At 70.9% G+C, this 19,536-nt stretch carries 25 protein-coding genes; 15 read left to right on the plus strand and 10 right to left on the minus strand.

Features of this window, described 5'->3' with window-relative positions; genetic code table 11:
• Positions 1-116 precede the first annotated feature (116 nt).
• The gene (locus ACFYPA_RS23130; RefSeq protein WP_359078691.1) at positions 117-530 is read right to left on the minus strand and encodes a helix-turn-helix domain-containing protein; all 414 of its coding nucleotides are present in this window, start codon (positions 528-530) and stop codon (positions 117-119) included.
• Between the two features lie 99 nt (positions 531-629).
• On the opposite strand from ACFYPA_RS23130, the gene ACFYPA_RS23135 reads away from it, so the two are divergent.
• Complete coding sequence (locus tag ACFYPA_RS23135; RefSeq protein WP_359350597.1) at positions 630-1,544, plus strand: alpha/beta fold hydrolase; 915 nt, start codon at positions 630-632, stop codon at positions 1,542-1,544.
• Between the two features lie 31 nt (positions 1,545-1,575).
• Here ACFYPA_RS23135 and ACFYPA_RS23140 read toward each other — a convergent pair whose 3' ends face one another.
• Positions 1,576-2,214, minus strand: coding sequence for a PH domain-containing protein (locus ACFYPA_RS23140; RefSeq protein WP_359078687.1), 639 nt, complete (start codon positions 2,212-2,214; stop codon positions 1,576-1,578).
• A gap of 180 nt (positions 2,215-2,394) precedes the next feature.
• On the opposite strand from ACFYPA_RS23140, the gene deoC reads away from it, so the two are divergent.
• The 3 genes from deoC to ACFYPA_RS23155 are packed head-to-tail and all read left to right on the plus strand — an operon-like array spanning position 2,395 to position 5,682.
• Positions 2,395-3,342, plus strand: a complete 948-nt coding sequence (gene deoC / locus ACFYPA_RS23145; protein WP_359078685.1) for a deoxyribose-phosphate aldolase — start codon at positions 2,395-2,397, stop codon at positions 3,340-3,342.
• Between the two features lie 5 nt (positions 3,343-3,347).
• Complete coding sequence (locus ACFYPA_RS23150; RefSeq protein ID WP_359078683.1) at positions 3,348-4,784, plus strand: aldehyde dehydrogenase family protein; 1,437 nt, start codon at positions 3,348-3,350, stop codon at positions 4,782-4,784.
• Complete coding sequence (locus ACFYPA_RS23155) at positions 4,777-5,682, plus strand: aldehyde dehydrogenase family protein (protein ID WP_389133940.1); 906 nt, start codon at positions 4,777-4,779, stop codon at positions 5,680-5,682. Before ACFYPA_RS23150 ends, ACFYPA_RS23155 begins: the two co-directional genes overlap by 8 nt.
• A 61-nt stretch (positions 5,683-5,743) precedes the next feature.
• Here the strand turns inward: ACFYPA_RS23155 and ACFYPA_RS23160 are convergent, their stop codons facing one another.
• A complete protein-coding gene (locus ACFYPA_RS23160) occupies positions 5,744-6,160 on the minus strand; it encodes a hypothetical protein (RefSeq protein WP_359078679.1) in 417 nt (138 codons plus the stop codon).
• A gap of 141 nt (positions 6,161-6,301) precedes the next feature.
• Here ACFYPA_RS23160 and ACFYPA_RS23165 point away from each other — a divergent pair, with 141 nt between their 5' ends.
• The gene (locus ACFYPA_RS23165; protein ID WP_359078677.1) at positions 6,302-6,949 is read left to right on the plus strand and encodes a uridine kinase; all 648 of its coding nucleotides are present in this window, start codon (positions 6,302-6,304) and stop codon (positions 6,947-6,949) included.
• Positions 6,950-7,157: 208 nt separating this feature from the next.
• Here the strand turns inward: ACFYPA_RS23165 and ACFYPA_RS23170 are convergent, their stop codons facing one another.
• Complete coding sequence (locus ACFYPA_RS23170) at positions 7,158-7,919, minus strand: SigE family RNA polymerase sigma factor (protein WP_359078675.1); 762 nt, start codon at positions 7,917-7,919, stop codon at positions 7,158-7,160.
• Positions 7,920-8,111: 192 nt separating this feature from the next.
• Here ACFYPA_RS23170 and afsQ1 point away from each other — a divergent pair, with 192 nt between their 5' ends.
• The 5 genes from afsQ1 (at position 8,112) to ACFYPA_RS23195 (ending at position 11,936) form a co-directional block, all read left to right on the plus strand.
• On the plus strand, positions 8,112-8,789 hold the full coding sequence (afsQ1, locus tag ACFYPA_RS23175; protein WP_185095372.1) for a two-component system response regulator AfsQ1: 678 nt from the start codon (positions 8,112-8,114) through the stop codon (positions 8,787-8,789).
• A complete protein-coding gene (locus ACFYPA_RS23180; RefSeq protein WP_359078673.1) occupies positions 8,786-10,324 on the plus strand; it encodes a HAMP domain-containing sensor histidine kinase in 1,539 nt (512 codons plus the stop codon). Before afsQ1 ends, ACFYPA_RS23180 begins: the two co-directional genes overlap by 4 nt.
• The gene (locus ACFYPA_RS23185) at positions 10,321-10,938 is read left to right on the plus strand and encodes a hypothetical protein (RefSeq protein WP_359078672.1); all 618 of its coding nucleotides are present in this window, start codon (positions 10,321-10,323) and stop codon (positions 10,936-10,938) included. The genes ACFYPA_RS23180 and ACFYPA_RS23185 overlap by 4 nt, the downstream gene beginning before the upstream one ends.
• 138 nt (positions 10,939-11,076) lie before the next feature.
• Positions 11,077-11,640 carry a VanZ family protein gene (locus tag ACFYPA_RS23190; protein WP_359313515.1) on the plus strand — a complete coding sequence of 188 codons (564 nt, stop codon included), beginning with the start codon at positions 11,077-11,079 and terminating at the stop codon, positions 11,638-11,640.
• Between the two features lie 92 nt (positions 11,641-11,732).
• Positions 11,733-11,936, plus strand: coding sequence for a PspC domain-containing protein (locus ACFYPA_RS23195; protein ID WP_359078668.1), 204 nt, complete (start codon positions 11,733-11,735; stop codon positions 11,934-11,936).
• A gap of 88 nt (positions 11,937-12,024) precedes the next feature.
• Here ACFYPA_RS23195 and ACFYPA_RS23200 read toward each other — a convergent pair whose 3' ends face one another.
• Both ACFYPA_RS23200 and ACFYPA_RS23205 read right to left on the minus strand, forming a co-directional pair.
• Positions 12,025-12,339, minus strand: a complete 315-nt coding sequence (locus ACFYPA_RS23200; RefSeq protein ID WP_359078666.1) for a hypothetical protein — start codon at positions 12,337-12,339, stop codon at positions 12,025-12,027.
• A gap of 134 nt (positions 12,340-12,473) precedes the next feature.
• Complete coding sequence (locus ACFYPA_RS23205) at positions 12,474-13,628, minus strand: adenosine deaminase (RefSeq protein ID WP_359078664.1); 1,155 nt, start codon at positions 13,626-13,628, stop codon at positions 12,474-12,476.
• A gap of 169 nt (positions 13,629-13,797) precedes the next feature.
• On the opposite strand from ACFYPA_RS23205, the gene ACFYPA_RS23210 reads away from it, so the two are divergent.
• The gene (locus ACFYPA_RS23210) at positions 13,798-14,559 is read left to right on the plus strand and encodes an alpha/beta hydrolase (protein WP_389133947.1); all 762 of its coding nucleotides are present in this window, start codon (positions 13,798-13,800) and stop codon (positions 14,557-14,559) included.
• Positions 14,560-14,599: 40 nt separating this feature from the next.
• Here the strand turns inward: ACFYPA_RS23210 and ACFYPA_RS23215 are convergent, their stop codons facing one another.
• Positions 14,600-14,992: a hypothetical protein gene (locus tag ACFYPA_RS23215; RefSeq protein ID WP_359313518.1), complete on the minus strand. Its 393-nt coding sequence runs from the start codon at positions 14,990-14,992 to the stop codon at positions 14,600-14,602.
• A gap of 132 nt (positions 14,993-15,124) precedes the next feature.
• Between ACFYPA_RS23215 and ACFYPA_RS23220 the strand changes: the two genes are divergently transcribed.
• The gene (locus tag ACFYPA_RS23220; protein WP_389133950.1) at positions 15,125-15,532 is read left to right on the plus strand and encodes a hypothetical protein; all 408 of its coding nucleotides are present in this window, start codon (positions 15,125-15,127) and stop codon (positions 15,530-15,532) included.
• 62 nt (positions 15,533-15,594) lie between these two features.
• Here the strand turns inward: ACFYPA_RS23220 and ACFYPA_RS23225 are convergent, their stop codons facing one another.
• Entirely contained in the window at positions 15,595-16,494 is a 900-nt protein-coding gene (locus ACFYPA_RS23225) for a LysR family transcriptional regulator (protein ID WP_359313523.1), read from the minus strand.
• A 69-nt stretch (positions 16,495-16,563) separates the two neighbouring features.
• Here ACFYPA_RS23225 and ACFYPA_RS23230 point away from each other — a divergent pair, with 69 nt between their 5' ends.
• Complete coding sequence (locus ACFYPA_RS23230) at positions 16,564-16,881, plus strand: hypothetical protein (RefSeq protein WP_389133953.1); 318 nt, start codon at positions 16,564-16,566, stop codon at positions 16,879-16,881.
• A gap of 24 nt (positions 16,882-16,905) precedes the next feature.
• On the opposite strand, the gene ACFYPA_RS23235 is transcribed toward ACFYPA_RS23230, so the two are convergent.
• On the minus strand, positions 16,906-17,355 hold the full coding sequence (locus ACFYPA_RS23235; RefSeq protein WP_359350613.1) for an ATP-binding protein: 450 nt from the start codon (positions 17,353-17,355) through the stop codon (positions 16,906-16,908).
• A gap of 144 nt (positions 17,356-17,499) precedes the next feature.
• Between ACFYPA_RS23235 and ACFYPA_RS23240 the strand changes: the two genes are divergently transcribed.
• Both ACFYPA_RS23240 and ACFYPA_RS23245 read left to right on the plus strand, forming a co-directional pair.
• Entirely contained in the window at positions 17,500-18,348 is an 849-nt protein-coding gene (locus ACFYPA_RS23240) for a helix-turn-helix domain-containing protein (protein ID WP_389134155.1), read from the plus strand.
• Positions 18,345-18,545: a DUF397 domain-containing protein gene (locus ACFYPA_RS23245; protein ID WP_389133955.1), complete on the plus strand. Its 201-nt coding sequence runs from the start codon at positions 18,345-18,347 to the stop codon at positions 18,543-18,545. The genes ACFYPA_RS23240 and ACFYPA_RS23245 overlap by 4 nt, the downstream gene beginning before the upstream one ends.
• A 4-nt stretch (positions 18,546-18,549) precedes the next feature.
• Here ACFYPA_RS23245 and ACFYPA_RS23250 read toward each other — a convergent pair whose 3' ends face one another.
• Positions 18,550-19,503, minus strand: coding sequence for a LysR family transcriptional regulator (locus ACFYPA_RS23250; RefSeq protein WP_389133958.1), 954 nt, complete (start codon positions 19,501-19,503; stop codon positions 18,550-18,552).
• Between the last annotated feature and the right edge of the window lie 33 nt (positions 19,504-19,536).

The following is a 19,536-nucleotide window of genomic DNA, read 5'->3' on the forward strand; positions in this document are numbered from 1 at the left end:
GGTCATCCCAGGCGGCCGTGCGCGCGGCCGGCGGTCCGGGTGCGCTGGGGGCGGGGGCGCGTGCCGTCGGCCGGGGCGGGTTCGACGGGGCCGGCCACTCGGCCCCCGTCCACGGGTCAGGCGTCGACCGCCGCGTCCTCCTCCTCGCTGCGCCGGTTCGCGAGGTCGACCTCGGCCATGTGCTCCTCGGCCCACGCGCGCAGCACGGCCAGCGGTTCCACCAGGGTCAGGCCGAGCGGGGTGAGCCGGTAGTACACGCGCGGCGGCACCGACGGTTCCACCCGGCGGCCCACCAGGCCGTCCCGGGTCAGCCCGCGGAGGGTGACCGACAGCATCTTCTGGGAGACGCCCGTCATCCCGCGCCGGAGCTCGCCGAAGCGCACCTCCCCGGGGGAAGCCTCCGCCAGCACCTTGACGGCCATCGACATCCACTTCGTGCCGATCCGGTCCAGCAGGCGGCGGGTCGGACACTGCGGGTCGAAGAGATCCCCGCGCCGCCCGTCGGAGGCGTGAAGGGTCGAGGAGGTCACCTGGAGCTCACCACCTGTGGCAGAAGTGCGGTCTTGGCTCCTCCAGGCTAGTTACCTACCGTTGGGTTGTCACCATTGGTAACTGCCTGGGAGAACCACATGCCCGTGTCGCCGCCCCCGCCGCGCAGCCGTCACCGTCCCGTCGAGCTCCGCCGGATCACGGCCAACGGGGTCGAACTCAACGTGGCGATCGCCGGCGAGGGCCCCGCCGTTCTGCTGCTGCACGGCTTCCCCCACACCTGGCAGCTGTGGACCCACGTCATGGACGCGCTGGCCGGGCGCCACCGCGTCATCGCCCCCGACCTGCGCGGGGCCGGGCTGAGCACGCGGTCGGACGACGGATACGACGCCGGTACGCTCGCGGCCGACGCCGAGGCACTCCTCGACGCCCTCGGGGAGAGCTCGGCGGCCGTGATCGGCATCGACGCGGGCGCGCCCCCGGCCTTCCTGCTCGCCATGCGCCGCCCCGGCCGGGTCCGGCGGCTGGTGCTGATGGAGTCGCTTCTGGGCGGACTGCCCGGTGCGGAGGAATTCCTCGCGCACGGGGCGCCCTGGTGGTTCGGCTTCCACCGCGAGCCCGGCCTCGCGGAATCGGTGCTCACCGGCCACGAGGCCCGGTACGTCGACTGGTTCCTCACCGAGGGAACGCTCGGGCAGGGAGTGGCTCCCGCCGTCCGTGACGCCTTCGTCCGCGCGTACACCGGTACCGAGGCACTGCGGTGCGCTTTCTCGTACTACCGGGCGCTGCCGACGAGTGCCCGGCAGATCCAGGAGTCCGTCCGTACGGGACGGCTGACCGTCCCGGCCATGGCCATCGGCTCCCACCCGGTGGGCAGGGCGCTCGAACAGCAACTCCGGCCGGTGGCCGACGACCTCGTCGGCCACCTCGTCGAGGACTGCGGCCACATCATCCCGCTGCACCGCCCGCAGGCGCTGCTCGGGCTGCTGGAGCCCTTCCTGGACGCTGCGGGGCAGACGGCGGGCGGTCCCGGCAGGGACGGACGCGGGGCCTGAGAGCCGGACGGTCCGGACCCTTCGTACGGGCTCAGCCGATGGCGCCCAGCACCACCAGCAGCACCGCACCCACCACGGCCGGGGCGATCACCTCGTACGCCCAGCGGACCGACCTGGCGGTGCCCCCGGCGGCGGGCTTGTCGCCCGCCCGTTCGGACAGCTCCCTCAGGTCCACGACCGCCTGGTCCGCGGCTGCCGTCCGTGCCGCCGTGTCGCGCACGTCCGCGGTGACGGACGTCTTGCCGTACGGGTCGTCCATCGCCTGCCTGGACTGGTGACGGGCGGCCTTCTTGCGCTGGCGCAACGACACCGGGACCGCCCAGAGCTGGAACTTCTCGCTGTCGCGCGTGAGGAGCTCGCTCGAATACCCGGCCCGGACGTCCGCCACCTCGGTCCACGGCAGCGTGATCGTCCGGAACGGGTTGCGGATCCGGATGCGCTCCTCGTTGGCCGCCACCATCGGCCGCAGGCTGAAGGCGATCACCAGTGGCACCACCGTCAGCAGCCCGGCCAGCGCCAGCCACGGCACGCGGCCCTCGCCGCGGAGGGCTGCGTCCCCGCCGATCCAGCCGATGAGCAGGAGCAGCAGGACTCCACCGACCAGCCCGGCGGGCGACCGGAACGTCCGGTCGGCGTAGGTGGGCTCGGTGGGCGGCGTGGGGCTCGTCATGAGCCCGATTCTGCCTGACGTGCGCACCGAACGCGGTGGCGGCTGCCCGGACACGCGTACGAGGGCGGGCGGGGCCCGCCTCGGGCAGGTGTGCACACCGCGTACCGGGCCGCTCGATGCGCGAACGGCCCGGGCCCCTGTACAGGCCGCTACGCGCGTAGATATGCTCATGTGGTGACCATGCCCACCACTGCCCCCGCATTCGCCGACGCGACGGCGTCCGACAGTGCGCTGCGCCGCTTCCTGCACGGGCTGCCCGGCGTCGACGCCGTCGGCCTCGAAGCGCGCGCCGCCTCGCTCGGAACCCGTTCGATCAAGACGACGGCCAAGGCTCACGCCATCGACCTCGCCATTTCGATGATCGACCTGACGACGCTGGAAGGCTCGGACACCCCGGGCAAGGTCCGCGCGCTCGCCACCAAGGCCGTCCATCCCGACCCCACCGACCGCACGACCCCGCACACCGCGGCGGTCTGCGTCTACCCCGACATGGCGGCGACCGCGGTCGCCGCGCTGGCCGGCTCCGGCGTGAAGGTGGCGTCCGTCGCGACGGCCTTCCCCGCCGGGCGCGCCGCGCTCGACGTGAAGCTCGCGGACGTCCGTGACGCCGTGGCGGCCGGGGCCGACGAGATCGACATGGTGATCGACCGCGGCGCGTTCCTCTCCGGCCGCTACCTGAAGGTGTACGAGGAGATCCTCGCCGTGAAGGCCGAGTGCGGCCGGGCACGGCTGAAGGTGATCTTCGAGACCGGCGAGCTGTCCACGTACGACAACATCCGGCGGGCCTCCTGGCTCGGGATGCTGGCCGGCGCGGACTTCATCAAGACGTCGACCGGCAAGGTCGGGGTCAACGCCACCCCCGCGAACACCCTGCTGATGCTGGAGGCGGTGCGCGACTTCCGTGCGCAGACCGGCGTCCAGATCGGCGTGAAGCCGGCCGGCGGCATCCGCACCACCAAGGACGCGATCAAGTTCCTGGTGCTGGTGAACGAGACGGCGGGCGAGGACTGGCTGGACAGCCACTGGTTCCGCTTCGGCGCCTCCAGCCTGCTGAACGACCTGCTGATGCAGCGCCAGAAGCTCAGCACCGGCCGTTACTCCGGCCCCGATTACGTGACGGTGGACTGATTCCCATGGCATCTGCATTCGAGTACGCACCGGCGCCGGAATCCCGTTCCGTCGTCGACATCGCCCCCTCGTACGGCCTGTTCATCGACGGCGAGTTCACCGAAGCCGCCGACGGCAAGGTCTTCAAGACGGTCAGCCCGTCGTCCGAGGAGGTGCTCGCCGAGGTCGCGCGGGCAGGCTCCGCGGACGTGGACCGGGCGGTGCAGGCGGCCCGCCGCGCGTTCGAGAAGTGGTCGGCGCTGCCCGGCTCCGAGCGCGCCAAGTACCTGTTCCGGATCGCCCGGATCATCCAGGAGCGCTCGCGCGAGCTGGCCGTCCTGGAGACGCTGGACAACGGCAAGCCGATCAAGGAGACCCGCGACGCGGACCTCCCGCTGGTCGCCGCGCACTTCTTCTACTACGCGGGCTGGGCCGACAAGCTGGACCACGCGGGCTACGGCGCGAACCCGCGTCCGCTCGGCGTGGCCGGTCAGATCATCCCGTGGAACTTCCCGCTCCTGATGCTCGCGTGGAAGATCGCCCCGGCGCTCGCCACCGGCAACACGGTGGTCCTCAAGCCCGCCGAGACGACTCCGCTCTCCGCGCTCTTCTTCGCGGACATCTGCCGCCAGGCCGGTCTGCCCAAGGGCGTCGTCAACATCCTGACGGGGTACGGGGACGCGGGTTCGGCCCTCGTCGAGCACCCGGACATCAACAAGATCGCCTTCACGGGCTCGACCGCCGTCGGCAAGGCCATCGCCCGCCAGATCGCCGGCACGGGCAAGAAGGCCACGCTCGAACTGGGCGGCAAGGGCGCCAACATCGTCTTCGACGACGCCCCGATCGACCAGGCCGTCGAGGGCATCGTCACCGGCATCTTCTTCAACCAGGGCCAGGTCTGCTGCGCCGGCTCGCGCCTCCTCGTACAGGAGTCGATCGAGGAGGAGCTGCTGGACTCGCTCAAGCGCCGGCTGTCCACGCTGCGCCTGGGCGACCCGCTGGACAAGAACACCGACATCGGTGCGATCAACTCCGCGGAGCAGCTCTCCCGCATCACCACGCTCGTCGAGACGGGCGAGGCCGAGGGCGCGGACCGCTGGTCGGCGCCGTGCGAGCTGCCGTCGGCCGGTTACTGGTTCGCGCCGACGCTGTTCACCGGGGTCACGCAGGCGCACACCGTCGCCCGCGACGAGATCTTCGGCCCGGTGCTGTCCGTCCTGACCTTCCGTACGCCGGACGAGGCGGTCGCCAAGGCCAACAACAGCCAGTACGGCCTCTCGGCCGGCATCTGGACGGAGAAGGGCTCCCGCATCCTCGCGGTGGCGAACAAGCTCCGGGCGGGCGTCGTCTGGGCCAACACGTTCAACAAGTTCGACCCGACCTCGCCGTTCGGCGGCTACAAGGAGTCGGGCTTCGGCCGCGAAGGCGGCCGTCACGGTCTGGAGGCCTACCTCGATGTCTGACGGGCGACTGAGCGTCTTCAAGACCTACAAGCTGTACGTCGGGGGCAAGTTCCCCCGCTCCGAGAGCGGCCGGGTGTACGAGGTGACGGACTCGAAGGGCAAGTGGCTGGCGAACGCGCCCCAGTCCTCCCGCAAGGACGCCCGGGACGCCGTCGTGGCCGCCCGCAAGGCGTTCGGCGGCTGGTCGGGCGCGACCGCGTACAACCGCGGCCAGATCCTGTACCGCGTCGCCGAGATGCTGGAGGGCCGCCGGGACCAGTTCGTCCGCGAGGTGGCGGAGGCCGAGGGGCTGTCGAAGTCCAAGGCCGCGGCCGTCGTGGACGCGGCGGTCGACCGGTGGGTCTGGTACGCGGGCTGGACGGACAAGATCGCCCAGGTCGTGGGCGGCGCCAACCCGGTGGCGGGGCCGTATCTCAACCTCTCGACCCCCGAGCCGACCGGGGTCGTGACCGTCCTCGCCCCGCAGGAGTCGTCGTTCCTTGGCCTGGTCTCGGTGCTGGCACCCGTGATCGCGGCCGGCAACACGGCGGTCGTCGTGGCCTCGGCCCGGTCACCGCTGCCCGCGCTGTCGCTGGGCGAGGTGCTGGCCACCTCGGACCTGCCGGGCGGTGTGGTCAACATCCTGTCGGGGAAGACGGCGGAGATCGCCGCGCCGCTCGCCTCCCACCAGGACGTGAACGGCATCGATCTGACGGGGGCGGGTGCGGAGCTGGCGAAGGAGCTGGAGATCGCGGCCGCCGACAACCTCAAGCGCGTCTCGCGCCCCGAGGCTGTGGACGCGGACACGGAGGCCGACTGGACGGCCGATCCGGGCACCCGCCGGCTGACCGCGTTCCTGGAGACCAAGACGGTCTGGCACCCGACGGGCGCACTGGGCGTGTCGGGCTCCTCATACTGACACGGACGATCCACGACAGCGGCCCGTACCCCGCGGCTGCGGGGTACGGGCCGCTGTGCCGTCAGCCGTGCAGCAGGCCGGTGACCTGTCCCAGGACCGGCAGGTCCTTCAGCGCGCCGCCATTGGTCACCGGGTCGGTGACGGCCGCGGTGGAGACCGGCTTGAAGTCGGCGACCTGCGTGCCCACCGCGTTGTCCAGCGGGTCGACGCCCGTACCGGCCAGCGGGTCGAGGCGCAGATGCGTCACGGGCGCGATGCCATGGTCGAGCGAGTGGCCGAGCGCGCCGGTGACCGCGCCGCCGGCCGCCTCGCCCGCCTCGCCGAGGCTGGTGTCCGTGCCCGTCGCCTGCACGAGGGGCAGCGGGGCCGCCTGGGCCGCCGCACCCCCCGCACCGAGCGCGGCGCCCACCGCGGTGACGGTCAGACCTGCCCGGAGCAGCGTGCGGCGCCGGGACTTGGAAAGTGCGTGACGTGCCATGAAGTTCCCACCTGATCGGGCCGATTCGAACCATCAATCGAGTAATCGGTTGAGTGCACAGAGTAGTTGAGTTGTGATGCCGGATACCAACAGGACCTCCGGGGATCCCCTGTGCGGGTCAATGCCTCACACTTGTGTTCTGTGAGTCCCCAAGCGATTTCGAGCCGTGTCGTCCTGCTGGCCGGCCCCTCCGGCTCCGGCAAGTCCTCCCTGGCCGCCCGTACCGGTCTTCCGGTGCTGCGGCTGGACGACTTCTACAAGGAGGCGGGCGACCCCACGCTGCCGCTCGTCCAGGGCAGCACGGACATCGACTGGGACTCCGCACTGTCCTGGGACGCCGACGCGGCGGTCGCCGCGATCACGGAGCTGTGCCGCACCGGACGCACCGACATACCGGTGTACGACATCGCGACCAGCTCCCGCACGGGCCACGAGGGCTTCCACATCGAGCGCACGGCGCTCTTCGTGGCCGAGGGCATCTTCGCCGCGGACATCGTCGGGCGGTGCCAGTCGCTGGGCCTCCTCGCGGACGCCCTGTGCCTGCGCGGCCGTCCGTCGACGACCTTCCGCCGCCGGCTGCTGCGGGACCTGCGGGAAGGCCGCAAGTCCGTGCCGTTCCTGCTGCGCCGGGGCTGGCGGCTGATGCGCGCCGAACGGCGGATCGTGGCGCGGCAGGCGGAATTGGGGGCGTACCCCTGCGGCAAGGACGAGGCGCTGGGCCGCCTCGCCGCCGCCGCTGCGGGCCGGTGCCGCACACCGGCGGCGAACGTGAGCCCCGCCGGGGACTGAGGAGCGCGGGCGCCGGGGCAGCGCCCCCGAAAGGCCCGCGCACACGGGAGCCCCGGGGCGGACGCGCCGAGGGGCCGGACAAGACCCCCCGGCCCGTCCGACCCCTCAGCTTCCCCCGTACACCGCCGCCTCCCCCGAAGCGACGTCCCCGATCCCCCCGTACAACCGCCGCCTCCCCCGAAGCGACGTCCCCGTTCCCCCTGCTGCCTCAGGCCACCAGCTCGCCGAAGGACTCCTCCTCGTCACGGCCGAAGCTGAGGACCTCGTCCTCACGCAGCCGACGGAGCGACCGCCAGATGCTGGACTTCACCGTGCCGACACTGATGTCGAGGATCGACGCGATCTCCGGGTCCGTGCGGCCCTCGTAGTAGCGCAGGACCAGCATCGTGCGCTGCGTCTCGGGCAGTCGCGCCAGCGCCTGCCAGAGCACGGCGCGCAGCTCCGTACCGCGCATCGCGTCCGTGTCGCCCGCCGTCTCCGGCAGCTCCTCGGTCGGGTATTCGTTCAGCTTGCGCCTGCGCCACGCGCTGATGTGCAGGTTGGTCATGGTGCGGCGCATATAGCCGCCGACCGCCGCCTTGTCGCTGATCCGGTCCCATGCCCGGTACGTGGAGAAGAGGGCGCTCTGCAGCAGGTCCTCGGCCTCGAACCGGTCACCGGTCAGGTGGTAGGCGGTGGCGTACAGGGAGGCGCGGCGCTCCCGGACGTAGGCCGTGAACGCCGCTTCGGCGTCCTCGGCCCGCTCCGGTGCCTTCCGCTCCCCCGTGACCTCCCCGTACGCGTTTCCCCCGTTGCCCGCCCCCGTAGCGGCAGACGCGTCGACCACCGTCATGTACGACGGGAGCTGACGCCCGGCGCCTCGAACGCACCCCCGTCCGTTCACTGCGGCGCCGGACTTCTCGGTGCTCCGCCCGACGTCGTGGAGACGCGTGACAACTGCGCTCGTGGTGATGCTGTGCGTTGTGTTCATCTCGCGCCCCCCATCGGTGGAGTCCGTCCGTTCCTTGTGTCAACGAGCTTGCCGGGGCGATTTCATGGCCCTGTCCTCCGACTGTCACAGACCTGTCACAGGGCCCGGCGCGCACACGATTCGGGGCTGCCGGATGCATGAGAGGGGACCAACTGTCGAACTGGGGCACCCCCATGGGTCAGAATGACCAACGTGCCTTTCCTGTTGCTGATCGAGGACGACGACGCCATCCGCACGGCCCTCGAACTCTCGCTGTCTCGCCAGGGCCACCGTGTGGCCACCGCGGCGACGGGAGAGGACGGCCTCAACCTGCTGCGTGAGCAGCGGCCCGACCTGGTCGTGCTGGATGTGATGCTGCCCGGGATCGACGGTTTCGAGGTGTGCCGGCGCATCCGGCGCACCGACCAACTGCCGATCATCCTGCTGACCGCCCGGAGCGACGACATCGACGTCGTGGTCGGGCTGGAGTCCGGTGCCGACGACTATGTGGTGAAACCCGTGCAGGGCCGGGTGCTCGACGCCCGGATCCGCGCGGTACTGCGCCGCGGTGAGCGCGAGTCCACGGACTCCGCCACGTTCGGCAGCGTGGTGATCGACCGGTCCGCCATGACCGTGACCAAGAACGGGGAGGATCTGCAGCTCACGCCGACCGAGCTGCGCCTCCTCCTGGAGCTGAGCCGCCGGCCGGGCCAGGCCCTGTCCCGGCAGCAGTTGCTGCGCCTGGTGTGGGAGCACGACTACCTCGGTGACTCCCGGCTGGTGGACGCCTGTGTCCAGCGGCTGCGCGCGAAGGTGGAGGACGTACCGTCCTCGCCGACCCTGATCCGTACCGTGCGGGGCGTCGGGTACCGGCTGGACTCGCCGCAGTGAGCACGGCTGTGCGGCGGAGCCTGCTCGCCGGGCTCCGCTGGACCAGCCTGCGGCTGCGGCTCGTCGTCGTGTTCGCGCTGGTCGCGCTGACCGCCGCGGTGTCCGCGTCCGGGATCGCGTACTGGCTGAACCGCGAGGCGGTGCTGACGCGTACGCAGGACTCCGCGCTCGGGGACTTCCGTCAGGAGATGCAGGGCCGGGCGGCCTCGCTGCCGCTGCGCCCCACCAGGGAGGACCTGCAGACCGCCGCCGTACAGATGGCGAGCAGCAGCCCCGGCTACAGCGTGCTGCTGATCGACGAACGCGACCCGGGCAAGCCGATCGTGGGCAACTCCGACCTGGACACCTTCACCCGCGACAACGTGCCGGTGTCGCTGCAGAAGCAGGTCGACAAGAAGCAGCCGGTCAAGGCCGGCAACAAGTACGAGTACCACCTGTTCTGGCAGCGGACCTCGATCCGCGGTACGCCGTACCTCGTCGCCGGTACGAAGATCATCGGCGGCGGCCCGACCGGTTACATGCTCAAGTCGCTCGACCAGGAACGGCAGGACCTCAACTCCCTCGCCTGGTCACTGGGGATCGCCACCGCCCTGGCCCTGGTCGGCTCCGCCCTGCTCGCCCAGGCCGCGGCGACGACGGTGCTGCGTCCCGTGCAGCGGCTCGGCGACGCCGCCCGCAAGCTCGGCGAAGGCAAGCTCGACACCCGGCTCACGGTGTCCGGCACCGATGAACTGGCCGACCTCTCCAGGACGTTCAACAGAACGGCGAGCTCCCTGGAGAAGAAGGTCGCGGACATGAGCGCGCGGGAGGAGTCCAGCCGCCGCTTCGTCGCCGACATGTCGCACGAACTGCGCACCCCGCTCACCGCGATCACCGCGGTCGCCGAGGTGCTGGAGGACGAGGCCGACAACCTGGACCCGATGATCGCGCCCGCCGTGCACCTGGTGGTCAGCGAGACCCGGCGCCTCAACGACCTGGTGGAGAACCTGATGGAGGTGACCCGCTTCGACGCGGGCACGGCCCGCCTGGTCCTCGACACCGTCGACGTCGCCGACCAGGTGACCGCCTGCATCGACGTCCGCGCCTGGCTGGACGCGGTGGACCTGGACGCCGAGCGCGGCATGATGGTCCGCCTCGATCCGCGCCGGCTCGACGTGATCCTGGCCAATCTGATCGGCAACGCGCTGAAGCACGGCGGTTCGCCGGTCCGGGTCACGGTACGGACCGTGGGCGACGACCTGGTCATCGAGGTGCGTGACCACGGCCCCGGCATCCCCGAGGACGTGCTGCCGCACGTCTTCGACCGCTTCTACAAGGCCAGCGCCTCGCGCCCCCGCTCCGAGGGCAGCGGGCTGGGGCTCTCGATCGCCATGGAGAACGCGCACATCCACGGCGGCGACATCACCGCCGCCAACTCGCCGGACGGCGACGGCGCGATATTCGTCCTGCGTCTGCCGCGCGACGCGGAGGCGCTGAACCGCACCACCGAGGGTCACGACGCCGAGATCCCGGACGAGGGGAACGACGCGACGTGACGCCCACCGAACGCCGGGGGGCCCGCCCCGCCGCGACTCTGGCCGCTGCCGCACTCTGCGCCGTACTGGCGGCGGGCTGCGGCATCAGGACGACCTCGGTACCCGTCGACGCGGGCCCGGCCCCCTCCCGGGTGCCGTGCGCCATGCCGGCGGAGGACATCACCACCCAGGCCCAGCAGGGCATCCCCGTACAGATCTATCTGGTCTGCGCCTCGGAACTGGTCACCGTCGACCGCACCGTGCAGGTCCGGGAGACCGCCTCGGACCGGCTCCGGATCGCGCGGGCCCTCCTGGACGAGCTGCGCCGGGATCCGCCGAGCGCGGAGGAGCAGGCGGGCTTCTCCACCCACGTACCCGAGACGCTCCGGGTCGACGGCCCCCTCGCGGGCGACCCGAAGGGCACACTGCGCCTGAGCGAGCAGCCGGAGGACCTGCCGTCCGAGGCGCTGGCGCAGATCGTCTGTACGTACGCCGAGAGCGAGGCGCTCGTCCCCGACGGCTCGGTCACGCTCGGCGGCCCGGGGAGCTACGCCCCGCGCGGCTACGTGTGCACGACGGAGACGAAGGCCAGCCCGAAGGCCGTATCGACGAAGGGCACGGCCCAACTGCCCTGAGCGGGTCGGGGACGGGCGGGTGGCGGGCCCGGCCCCGGGCGGGCCGCGGGTCGCTTCCGGGCAGTCCTCGGGCGTGGTGAGCCAGGTCTCCCCCACCCGAGCGGAACCGATCCTGCCGCCGCCCGCGTCTTGGGTGGCGTGCGTCAAGGTTCGGGCGGCCAAGCCGTCATCCGTTTCCGCGCGGTCGGAGTGTCCCTCCTCCTCGCGCATCTGCTGCTCGTCGGGTGGCTGACTCTGCGCCCGCTGGACGTGCCGTGGATGACCGCCGCCAACCTCCAGCCGTTCGCCGGCATCAAGGCCGACCTGTCCCTGGGCCCGGTCGCCGCCACCCGCCGCATCGGCAGGGAGCTCCTGCTGCTGGCGCCCCTGGGCGTGCTGCTGCCGATGGCCGGGGGCCGGCTCCTCGTCTCCTCGTGGTCCTCACTGGCCCGTACGGTCGCGGCCGGGGCGCTGATCTCGCTGGCCATCGAACTGGGCCAGACGGGAGTGCCCGGCCAGGTCGTCGACGTCGACTCGCTGATCCTGAACACCATCGGCGTCGGGTTCGCCCACGTCCTGATCGTCCCGGCCTGGCGGTCGCGGCAGCGCCGCCGGGAGCAGCGAAGCGGCCTCGGGACGGCCCGTACCTCTCAGGCATCGTCGCCCGCTCGCGGATCTCAGGGGTCGACCCCGACGATTTCCAGGGTCGGGATGGCCCCGTAGAGCGATGCTTTGCCCCGTTCCGCGAGCCATCCTGGATACATCGGGAGCGCGACGGACCGCTCCCTCCGTAAAGGTTCGCGAAGGAGCCCACCATGGCCGCACTTGCCCGCCCCCGTGACGGACGCATGCTCGGCGGAGTGTGCGCAGCGCTGGCACGGCGCTTCGGCACCTCCGCGAGGACCATGCGCATCATCTTCGTCGTCTCGTGCCTGCTGCCGGGGCCGCAGTTCCTGCTCTACCTGGCCCTGTGGCTGCTGCTCCCCGAGGAGAAGGCGGCGTCCGCGACCGCCTGGTGACGCACTGATCCACTGATCCACGTACGCATACGCCTGTGGGCGGACCCCCGGAACCGGGTGTCCGCCCACAGGCGCGTGTGGAGCGGGCTCAGCGGCCGAGCGGCAGCCCGTTGGCCGACAGACCGCTGGTCGTCAGACCACCGGACGGCATACCGCCGAGGAGTCCCTTGGCCGGGGCGGTGACGTCGCCCAGGACCTTCGTCTGGCTGGTGCCGAGGAGCTCGGTGGCGGTGTCCTGGACCGGCAGGGTCGACGTGGCGTTCGCCAGGGCGCCGGCGACGGGCAGGGCGCTGGTCGCGGCCTCCAGCGGCAGCGCGGAGGCCGAAGCGGTACCGGCGGCGGCAGCGGCGAAGGCGGCACCGAGAACGGCGACGCCGAGAGTCCTGGCAGCAGACTGCTTCATGTGAAATTCATCCTTGGGGAGGGGGATGTGAGCGGCTCTTGAACGTAGTCAGCCCCCTGCCCCTACCGCAAACATCGAAAAACGCGAAAAACGGCCGGGAAAGTGATTCCCGGCCGTTCCGCGAAGGCGGCCGTTCAGCCGGCGACCGAGGTGGACACGCTGGTCGCAGCGGTCTGCTCGAAGAGCCATTCGGACTTCAGCTCGGCGTATCCGGGCTTGATGACGTCGCTGATCATCGCCAGACGTTCATCGAAAGGAATGAATGCTGATTTCATCGCATTGACGGTGAACCACTGCATGTCATCGAGCGTGTATCCGAATGTCTCGGTCAGCTTCTCGAATTCCTTACTCATGCTCGTACCGCTCATCAGCCGGTTGTCCGTGTTCACGGTCGCCCGGAAGTGGAGCCGTCGCAGCAGCCCGATGGGGTGCTCGGCGTACGAGGCCGCGGCACCGGTCTGCAGGTTGGAGGTCGGGCAGAGCTCCAGCGGGATGCGCTTGTCCCGTACGTAGGAGGCAAGGCGGCCGAGCTTCACGCTGCCGTCCTCGGCGACCTCGATGTCGTCGATGATCCGGACACCGTGGCCGAGCCGGTCGGCGCCGCACCACTGGATGGCCTGCCAGATCGACGGCAGGCCGAAGGCCTCGCCGGCGTGGATGGTGAAGTGGTTGTTCTCGCGCTTGAGGTACTCGAAGGCGTCGAGGTGCCGGGTGGGCGGGAAGCCCGCCTCGGCGCCCGCGATGTCGAAGCCGACGACGCCCTGCTCGCGGTAGCGGTTGGCCAGCTCGGCGATCTCCAGCGACCGCGCGGCGTGCCGCATCGCGGTGAGCAGCGCGCCCACCCTGATCCGGTTCCCGTCCTGGCGGGCCCTGCGCTCTCCCTCGCGGAAGCCCTCGTTGACGGCCTCGACGACCTCTTCGAGGGTCAGGCCGGCTTCGAGGTGCTGCTCGGGGGCGTACCGCACCTCGGCGTACACGACCCCGTCGGCGGCCAGGTCCTCCGCACACTCGGCGGCGACCCTGAACAGCGCGTCACGGGTCTGCATGACGGCACAGGTGTGGGCGAACGTCTCCAGATACCGCTCCAGCGACCCGGAGTCGGCGGCCTCCCGGAACCAGATGCCGAGCTTGTCGGCATCGCTCTCCGGAAGTCCGTCGTAACCGTTGATCGCCGCGAGGTCGACGACCGTCCCGGGGCGCAGGCCGCCGTCGAGGTGGTCGTGGAGAAGGACCTTGGGGGCACGCCGGATCTGATCCTGGCCGGGCACATTGAGGGTCGGGCTCATCATCCACGCACTCTAACGCCTACGCGCGTAGAGCGCCGCTGGGCGGGGCTCGCCGATACGTAACAGAGACCGCGCGCCACTCGCGCGGGGCGCTGCGGGAACGGGCCGCCGATACGTAACAGAGACCGCGAATACGGGTGGCGTACACCCACCCTTCTGACACTGTTACGTCATGGCACAGCGCGCACTCCCCCTGCCTGCTGCAAGGCTGGGACGGGCCGTCAGGACGGCCGGAGCATCCACCACGGTCAGCGGCGTGGTGCTGCTGCTCCCGGACGGCGAGCCCTACTCGCACCGCCGCCCCTCCCCCCTCTCCTACGCCCGCCGCCTCCCTCTGGCCCGCTCACTGGCCCGGGCCGGCGGCACGGACGGCCTGGCCGCCCACGTCGTGCACTACCGCTGCCGGGGCTGGAACACCACGGACGCCCAGCTCGCGGCGGACGCCGAATGGGCGGTGGACGAGGTCGTACGCCGCTACGGCGACATCCCCATCTGCCTGGCCGGCCACGGCATGGGCGGCCGCGCGGCCCTCCGCGCGGGCGGCCACCCGGCCGTCACGTCGGTCCTCGCGATGGCCCCTTGGCTCCCCGGCGACCCGGACACCGAACCGGAACCGGTCAAGCACCTGGTCGGCCGCCAGGTCCTGCTGGTCCACGGGACGAACGACGCGCACTGCGACCCGGAGTTGTCGTTCCGCCTGGCCGAACGCGCCAAGAAGTCCAACCGCGACACCTGCCGCTTCGAGGTCCACTCGGACGGCCACGCACTACGCCAGCACCACTCCGAAGTCGCCGCCCTGGCAGCCGACTTCGTCCGCGGTTCCCTCTTCGGCCACGGCTACGCCCGCCCGGTCGCCGACGCTCTGGCGGCCCCGCCGCCGCTCGGGCTGCGGATGCCGCTGGCGGCGGGGTTCGGGGAGTCGTTGCGGGGGTGAGGGGGCATGGCGGGCCCGGGCCGGAGAACCCCGGCCCGGCTCAACCGACCTGGGTCTCGAAGCCGTTGTCCTGGCAGTACCGCACGATGAGCCCGCCTGCCCCGCGATCATTGCTCTTCAGCGCCGCCGCCGTGGCCTCCGCCAGGGTGCGCCCTCCTCCGACGGACTCGTCCCGGAGCGGGTCCATCGCAAGGAACACATCATCGGCGACGGCCCCGACCATGTCGAACCCCGACGCCTCATCCGCTTCCGCTCCCTCCGCCTCAGCGTCCTTCTCTTCTCCCTTCGCGTCCTCCCACGCCCCGAGCTGGGTGCAGTAACCCTCGCGCTGCTCGGTCAGCCGCTGTTCGCTCCTGCCGTCACCGGAGGAACACCCGGCCGTCACCACGAGCAGAGCAAGCACCGGAACGACCGTCCTGATCAAGCGCACCATGTTCTCCGTTGCCCTCACCCATCCGAACACCTGCGCCGGCTCGTCCCGATCGCACACAACTTCCGCGTCAGGGTAGCGACTTCGGCCGTGGAGACGTGGGCTCTTCCCGGGGATCCGGGGCACGCGTACGTCATGACTCCGGCCCACTCCTTACCCGACAGCGCGACCGAGTGGTGGATCTACCTCGGTGCGTTCGCCCTCTACGTGCTCACCCGCCTGGTCCTGGCCTGGCGCCAGGCACACCACGACGGTGCCGATCACCCCGTACGCGCCGCCTTCGCGGAGGAGGAGCCGGAGGAGTCGAACACCTCGGTGGCCCTCGGGTCCTTCCGGTCCTACCGGCAGCTCGCGGGGTTCGTCGGAGGTACGGTCGCGATCGTTCTGGTGGCCACCCTGACCGACGGAGACCTGCGACTGCTGCTCATGTGCACCGTCGCTCCCCTCATCGTCATGGCTCTGGCCTACCTCGACTTCCGCCTCGCCCGCACCGCACGCCAACGCGCCGCGAGGTCATTCGGGGGAGGCCGGCGGGGAATCTGACCGGGAGCGAGCCCCGTCCCGACCTCACCCGGGCGGGGCCCCTGCACCGGCGTCCCCGGCGACTATCCGGCCTCACCGCCCGGGAAGGCGCCCGCCTCCGGGGACGACGACGCCGGATCCCGCCGCGCACGGCTTGCGGCAACCGCGGCGGTGACGAACGAGGCGACCAGCGGCCGCTGGTCGAGTCGCGACCATGCGACGACCAGGCGGCTGGGCGCCGCATCGATCACCGGTTTGTAGACCAGCCCGGGGTGAAGGGGGTCGATGGACGAGCGCGGCAGGATGGCGATGGTCCGTCCGAGCATGATCATCTGCGTCATCTGCGCCAGGTCCACGATCTCCGGACCGGTCCCGCCGTCCGGCACCCCTTTCCAGCGCGGCAGCGTCTCGTGCTCCAGGTCGGCCATCCGCACCTCGCCGCGCGAGGCCAGCCTGTGGCCGCGAGGCAGAATCGCCACGCGCCCTTCGACGTACAGCGTCTCGGACTCCAGCCCCGTGAGATCGTCGAACGGCGCGTACAGCAGCGCCACATCGGCTCTGCCGTCACGCAGGTAGTCGGCGCGGTCGGTGGCACCGCCGAACAGGATGTCCACCCGGCGCGCATCCGGCTGCCCGGCGTACGCGGCGAGGATCCCGGACAACAGGTTGGCATCGCCACCGGGCTTGATCACCAGCCGCAACTGCGCCTGGACGTCACCGGCCCGGCGCGCGCTCCGGGCCGCGGCGCTCACCGCGTTGAGCGCATGGCGGCCGTGGTGCAGCAACGCCTCCCCGCCCGGCGTCAGCGAGACATGACGACTGGAACGCACGAGCAGCTGGACGCCGAGCCGCGATTCGACGCGTTGGATCGCTTTCGACAGGGCCGGCTGCGCGATGGCGAGGCGCGCGGCGGCACGGCCGAAGTGCAGCTCCTCGGCGACCGCGACGAAGTACTCCAGCTCACGCGTCTCCAGATCAACCATGCCTCCAGGTTATCGCTGGAGAATCAATCGGTCTTGGACTTCGTTCGGGGAGCGAGGTTCGATTGACCCATGATTCACCACACAATGATCGTCTCCTTCACCGACTCCATCCCGGCCGCCGAGCTGGATCAGTTCCTCGACGACATCGAACAGGTCATGCGCGACTCGGGGCAGATCCAGACGTTCGCGGCCTCGCACCACATCCGTGTAGCCGCCGATGACCACAGTCCCGGGCCCGCCGCCACCGCGATCGTGCAGATCGCCCTCGCCGACCTCGACGCACTGAACGCCTCGTTCACGGCTCCCGGACTCGAGGACGTCATCAAGCGCTGGCAGTCCCGCCACCCGTACAAGGTGGTCTGGGCCAACCACGAACCCCTCTCCTGACGGCGTCCGGCCCCGAGTCGGTCCTCACCGGGTAACCGCCGGCCCCGTCTCCGCCCACACGGTCTTACCCGGCCCGAGCCGATCGGTCACGCCCCACCGGGCGGCGATCGCCTCGACGATGAGGAGGCCCCTGCCCCCGTCGGCCATCGAGCCGGGCGGGGGCACGGCGGCGGGGTCCGGGCGGGCCTCGTGGGTGTCGGAGATCTCGACCCGTACGACTCCGGCTCCATACGCGTACGAGAGCCGCAGCTCGAAGTCGCGCCCGGGGACGCGTCCATGCAGGACCGCGTTGGCCGCGAGCTCCGCGACGAGGAGCGCCACGTCCTCGGAGAGCGGGGTGCCGTACGGAACCCCCCAGACGTCGAGCTTCCACACGGCCAGGCGCCGCGCGAGGGTGGCGCCCAGGCGGGTGGCGGAGCAGCGCTGAACGAACACGCTTACGGTCACTGGCGGTTGGGCTTGCAGTGCTGTCATGCGCCAAGCGTTCCGCCTCGGCCCTTGCTTCCAGCAGGAACGACGCCCATACAGATCCACCTGTACGGGTTGACGCTCTGGACGGGGTGGGTGACCGTCCGTGATCATTGTCGCGTTGATCGATGCGTGGAAGGCGGGGCGGCGATGGCGTCGGAGCACGAGAGCACCACGGCGGGCAGCGAGCCCGAGCTTTCTGATGGCCTCAAGACCTTCGGCGCAGTCATAAAGGCCCTGCGTGAGGCCGCCGGTCTCACTCAGGAGGAGTTCGCGCCCCGTGTGCAGTACTCGCCCGCCTACATCGCCAAGATCGAGCAGGGCAAGAGGTATCCGCCTGAGAACCTCCCGGAGCGGGCTGCCGAGGCTCTCGGACCGGTCGCAGGCAAGGTCCTGGGCGCTGCCGCACAGAGCCTGCGAAGGAAGGCAGGGCTGGCGAGCTGGTTCCTGCAGTGGGCGGGGATCGAAGAGGAAGCGATCACGCTGTACGCGTACGAGTGCCGTGGCGTTCCAGGGCTGCTGCAGCCGGAGGACTACATCCGAGCAGTGTTCGAGCGCCAGCTTCCGCCACTCACCGAAACGCAGATCCAACGGCAGGTATCAGCTCGCCTTGAGCGGCAGCGGCTCCTGGCCCAACGCCCCAACACTGCCTTCAGCTTCATCATCGAACAGGGCATTCTTGAGCGCCAGGTGGGCGGAGCGGACGTCACCGCCGTCGTCATCGACCACCTGCTCAGCGTCGGCCTATACACCAACGTGGAAGTCCAGATCATGCCGCTCAAACAAGAGGATCACACGGGCATCGACGGGCAGATGTACCTGGCCGAGAGTCAGGGCAACCAATGGTTCGGCTACACCGAGGGCCACCGTTCAAGCGCCCTGCTCACCGCTCCCAGCGAAGTCAGCATCCTGCTTCAGCGCTATGGCAAGCTGCGTTCCCAGGCCCTGGACTGCCGGGCTACGGTGAACTTGCTGCAACAGATGCGAGGAGCGCTATGAGCACCACCACAGAGCTGGACTGGTTCAGGAGCAGCTACAGCGGCGGCGACGGCGACAACTGCGTCGAGGTCGCCCTGCGCCCCCACGCCGTCCACGTCCGCGACTCCAAGGACACCGCCCGCCGCCCGTTCGCCGTCTCCCCCGCCGCGTGGGCGGACTTCACCGCGTACGCGTCCGCCACCATGCCCGCCGCCTGACCTGTCAGTCCGGCAGCAGATTCCCCCGCCGCGACAGCAGGAACTTCTTGAACGCCGCCACCGGCGGGGTGTCCGGGTGCCCGTCCAGCCACGCCACCCCGATCTCCCGAGCAGCCCGCGGTGCCGTCACCGTCAGCTCCACCACCCCCGGGCGGGCCACCGCCGGTGGCGGGAGCAGGGCCACGCCCAGGCCCGCCGCGACCAGGCCGCGCAGGGTCTCCGCCTCCTCGCCCTCGAAGGCGACGCGCGGGACGAAGCCCGCCTCCGTGCAGAGGTCGTCCGTGATGCGGCGCAGGCCGTAGCCCGGTTCCAGGGTGACGAACGTTTCGTCGGCGGCCTCCGCCAGGCGGACGCGGCGGCGGCCGGCCAGGCGGTGGTCCTCCGGGACGACCAGGCGCAGGCGCTGTTCGTCCAGGCGGCGGGCGACGAGGTCCGGGGCGTCCGGGACCGGTGAGGTGAGGCACAGGTCGAGGCCGCCCGCGCGGAGGCGTTCCAGCATCGCCTCGCCGTAGTTCTGGACGAGCTGGAAGCGGACCAGGGGGTGGTCGACGCGGAAGGCGCGGATCAGGGCGGGGACGGTTTCCGAGCCCATCGTGTGCAGGAACCCGAAGGCGACCTTGCCGGCCGTGGGGTCGGCGTCGGCCCGTACCGAGTCGGCGGCCTTCTCCACTTCCGCCAGTGCCCGTTCCGCCGAGCCCAGGAAGGTGCGGCCTGCGGGGGTCAGGGAGACCGTGCGGCCTTTGCGGGCGAACAGGGCGACGCCCAGGTCCTGTTCCAGACGGACCATGGCCCGGGAGAGTGTGGACTGCGGGACGCCCAGCTCGTGCGCGGCGCGGGTGACGTGTTCGTGGCGGGCGACGGCCTCGAAGTACGCCAGGCGCGGCGCGAGGACCGCGCGGATGTCTTCTTCGTAACTGCTTGGTGACAGCCGAGGCTGTGAGCTGTACTGATGCGCCATGGGATTGATTATCGCGTGTTTGTGCATTGGACG

Source organism: Streptomyces sp. NPDC005775 (assembly GCF_042871565.1).
GTDB lineage: Bacteria > Actinomycetota > Actinomycetes > Streptomycetales > Streptomycetaceae > Streptomyces.

What these genes read in the sequence shown, in the direction of transcription:
- ACFYPA_RS23135 (WP_359350597.1), top strand. Translation starts at nt 630, where the DNA reads ATGCCCGTGTCGCCGCCCCCGCCGCGCAGCCGTCACCGTCCCGTCGAG.
- ACFYPA_RS23140 (WP_359078687.1), bottom strand. Translation starts at nt 2,214, where the DNA reads ATGACGAGCCCCACGCCGCCCACCGAGCCCACCTACGCCGACCGGACG.
- deoC (WP_359078685.1), top strand. Translation starts at nt 2,395, where the DNA reads ATGCCCACCACTGCCCCCGCATTCGCCGACGCGACGGCGTCCGACAGT.
- ACFYPA_RS23150 (WP_359078683.1), top strand. Translation starts at nt 3,348, where the DNA reads ATGGCATCTGCATTCGAGTACGCACCGGCGCCGGAATCCCGTTCCGTC.
- ACFYPA_RS23155 (WP_389133940.1), top strand. Translation starts at nt 4,777, where the DNA reads ATGTCTGACGGGCGACTGAGCGTCTTCAAGACCTACAAGCTGTACGTC.
- ACFYPA_RS23160 (WP_359078679.1), bottom strand. Translation starts at nt 6,160, where the DNA reads ATGGCACGTCACGCACTTTCCAAGTCCCGGCGCCGCACGCTGCTCCGG.
- ACFYPA_RS23170 (WP_359078675.1), bottom strand. Translation starts at nt 7,919, where the DNA reads ATGAACACAACGCACAGCATCACCACGAGCGCAGTTGTCACGCGTCTC.
- ACFYPA_RS23195 (WP_359078668.1), top strand. Translation starts at nt 11,733, where the DNA reads ATGGCCGCACTTGCCCGCCCCCGTGACGGACGCATGCTCGGCGGAGTG.
- ACFYPA_RS23200 (WP_359078666.1), bottom strand. Translation starts at nt 12,339, where the DNA reads ATGAAGCAGTCTGCTGCCAGGACTCTCGGCGTCGCCGTTCTCGGTGCC.
- ACFYPA_RS23205 (WP_359078664.1), bottom strand. Translation starts at nt 13,628, where the DNA reads ATGATGAGCCCGACCCTCAATGTGCCCGGCCAGGATCAGATCCGGCGT.
- ACFYPA_RS23210 (WP_389133947.1), top strand. Translation starts at nt 13,798, where the DNA reads ATGGCACAGCGCGCACTCCCCCTGCCTGCTGCAAGGCTGGGACGGGCC.
- ACFYPA_RS23215 (WP_359313518.1), bottom strand. Translation starts at nt 14,992, where the DNA reads ATGGTGCGCTTGATCAGGACGGTCGTTCCGGTGCTTGCTCTGCTCGTG.
- ACFYPA_RS23220 (WP_389133950.1), top strand. Translation starts at nt 15,125, where the DNA reads ATGACTCCGGCCCACTCCTTACCCGACAGCGCGACCGAGTGGTGGATC.
- ACFYPA_RS23225 (WP_359313523.1), bottom strand. Translation starts at nt 16,494, where the DNA reads ATGGTTGATCTGGAGACGCGTGAGCTGGAGTACTTCGTCGCGGTCGCC.
- ACFYPA_RS23230 (WP_389133953.1), top strand. Translation starts at nt 16,564, where the DNA reads ATGATTCACCACACAATGATCGTCTCCTTCACCGACTCCATCCCGGCC.
- ACFYPA_RS23235 (WP_359350613.1), bottom strand. Translation starts at nt 17,355, where the DNA reads ATGACAGCACTGCAAGCCCAACCGCCAGTGACCGTAAGCGTGTTCGTT.
- ACFYPA_RS23240 (WP_389134155.1), top strand. Translation starts at nt 17,500, where the DNA reads ATGGCGTCGGAGCACGAGAGCACCACGGCGGGCAGCGAGCCCGAGCTT.
- ACFYPA_RS23245 (WP_389133955.1), top strand. Translation starts at nt 18,345, where the DNA reads ATGAGCACCACCACAGAGCTGGACTGGTTCAGGAGCAGCTACAGCGGC.
- ACFYPA_RS23250 (WP_389133958.1), bottom strand. Translation starts at nt 19,503, where the DNA reads ATGGCGCATCAGTACAGCTCACAGCCTCGGCTGTCACCAAGCAGTTAC.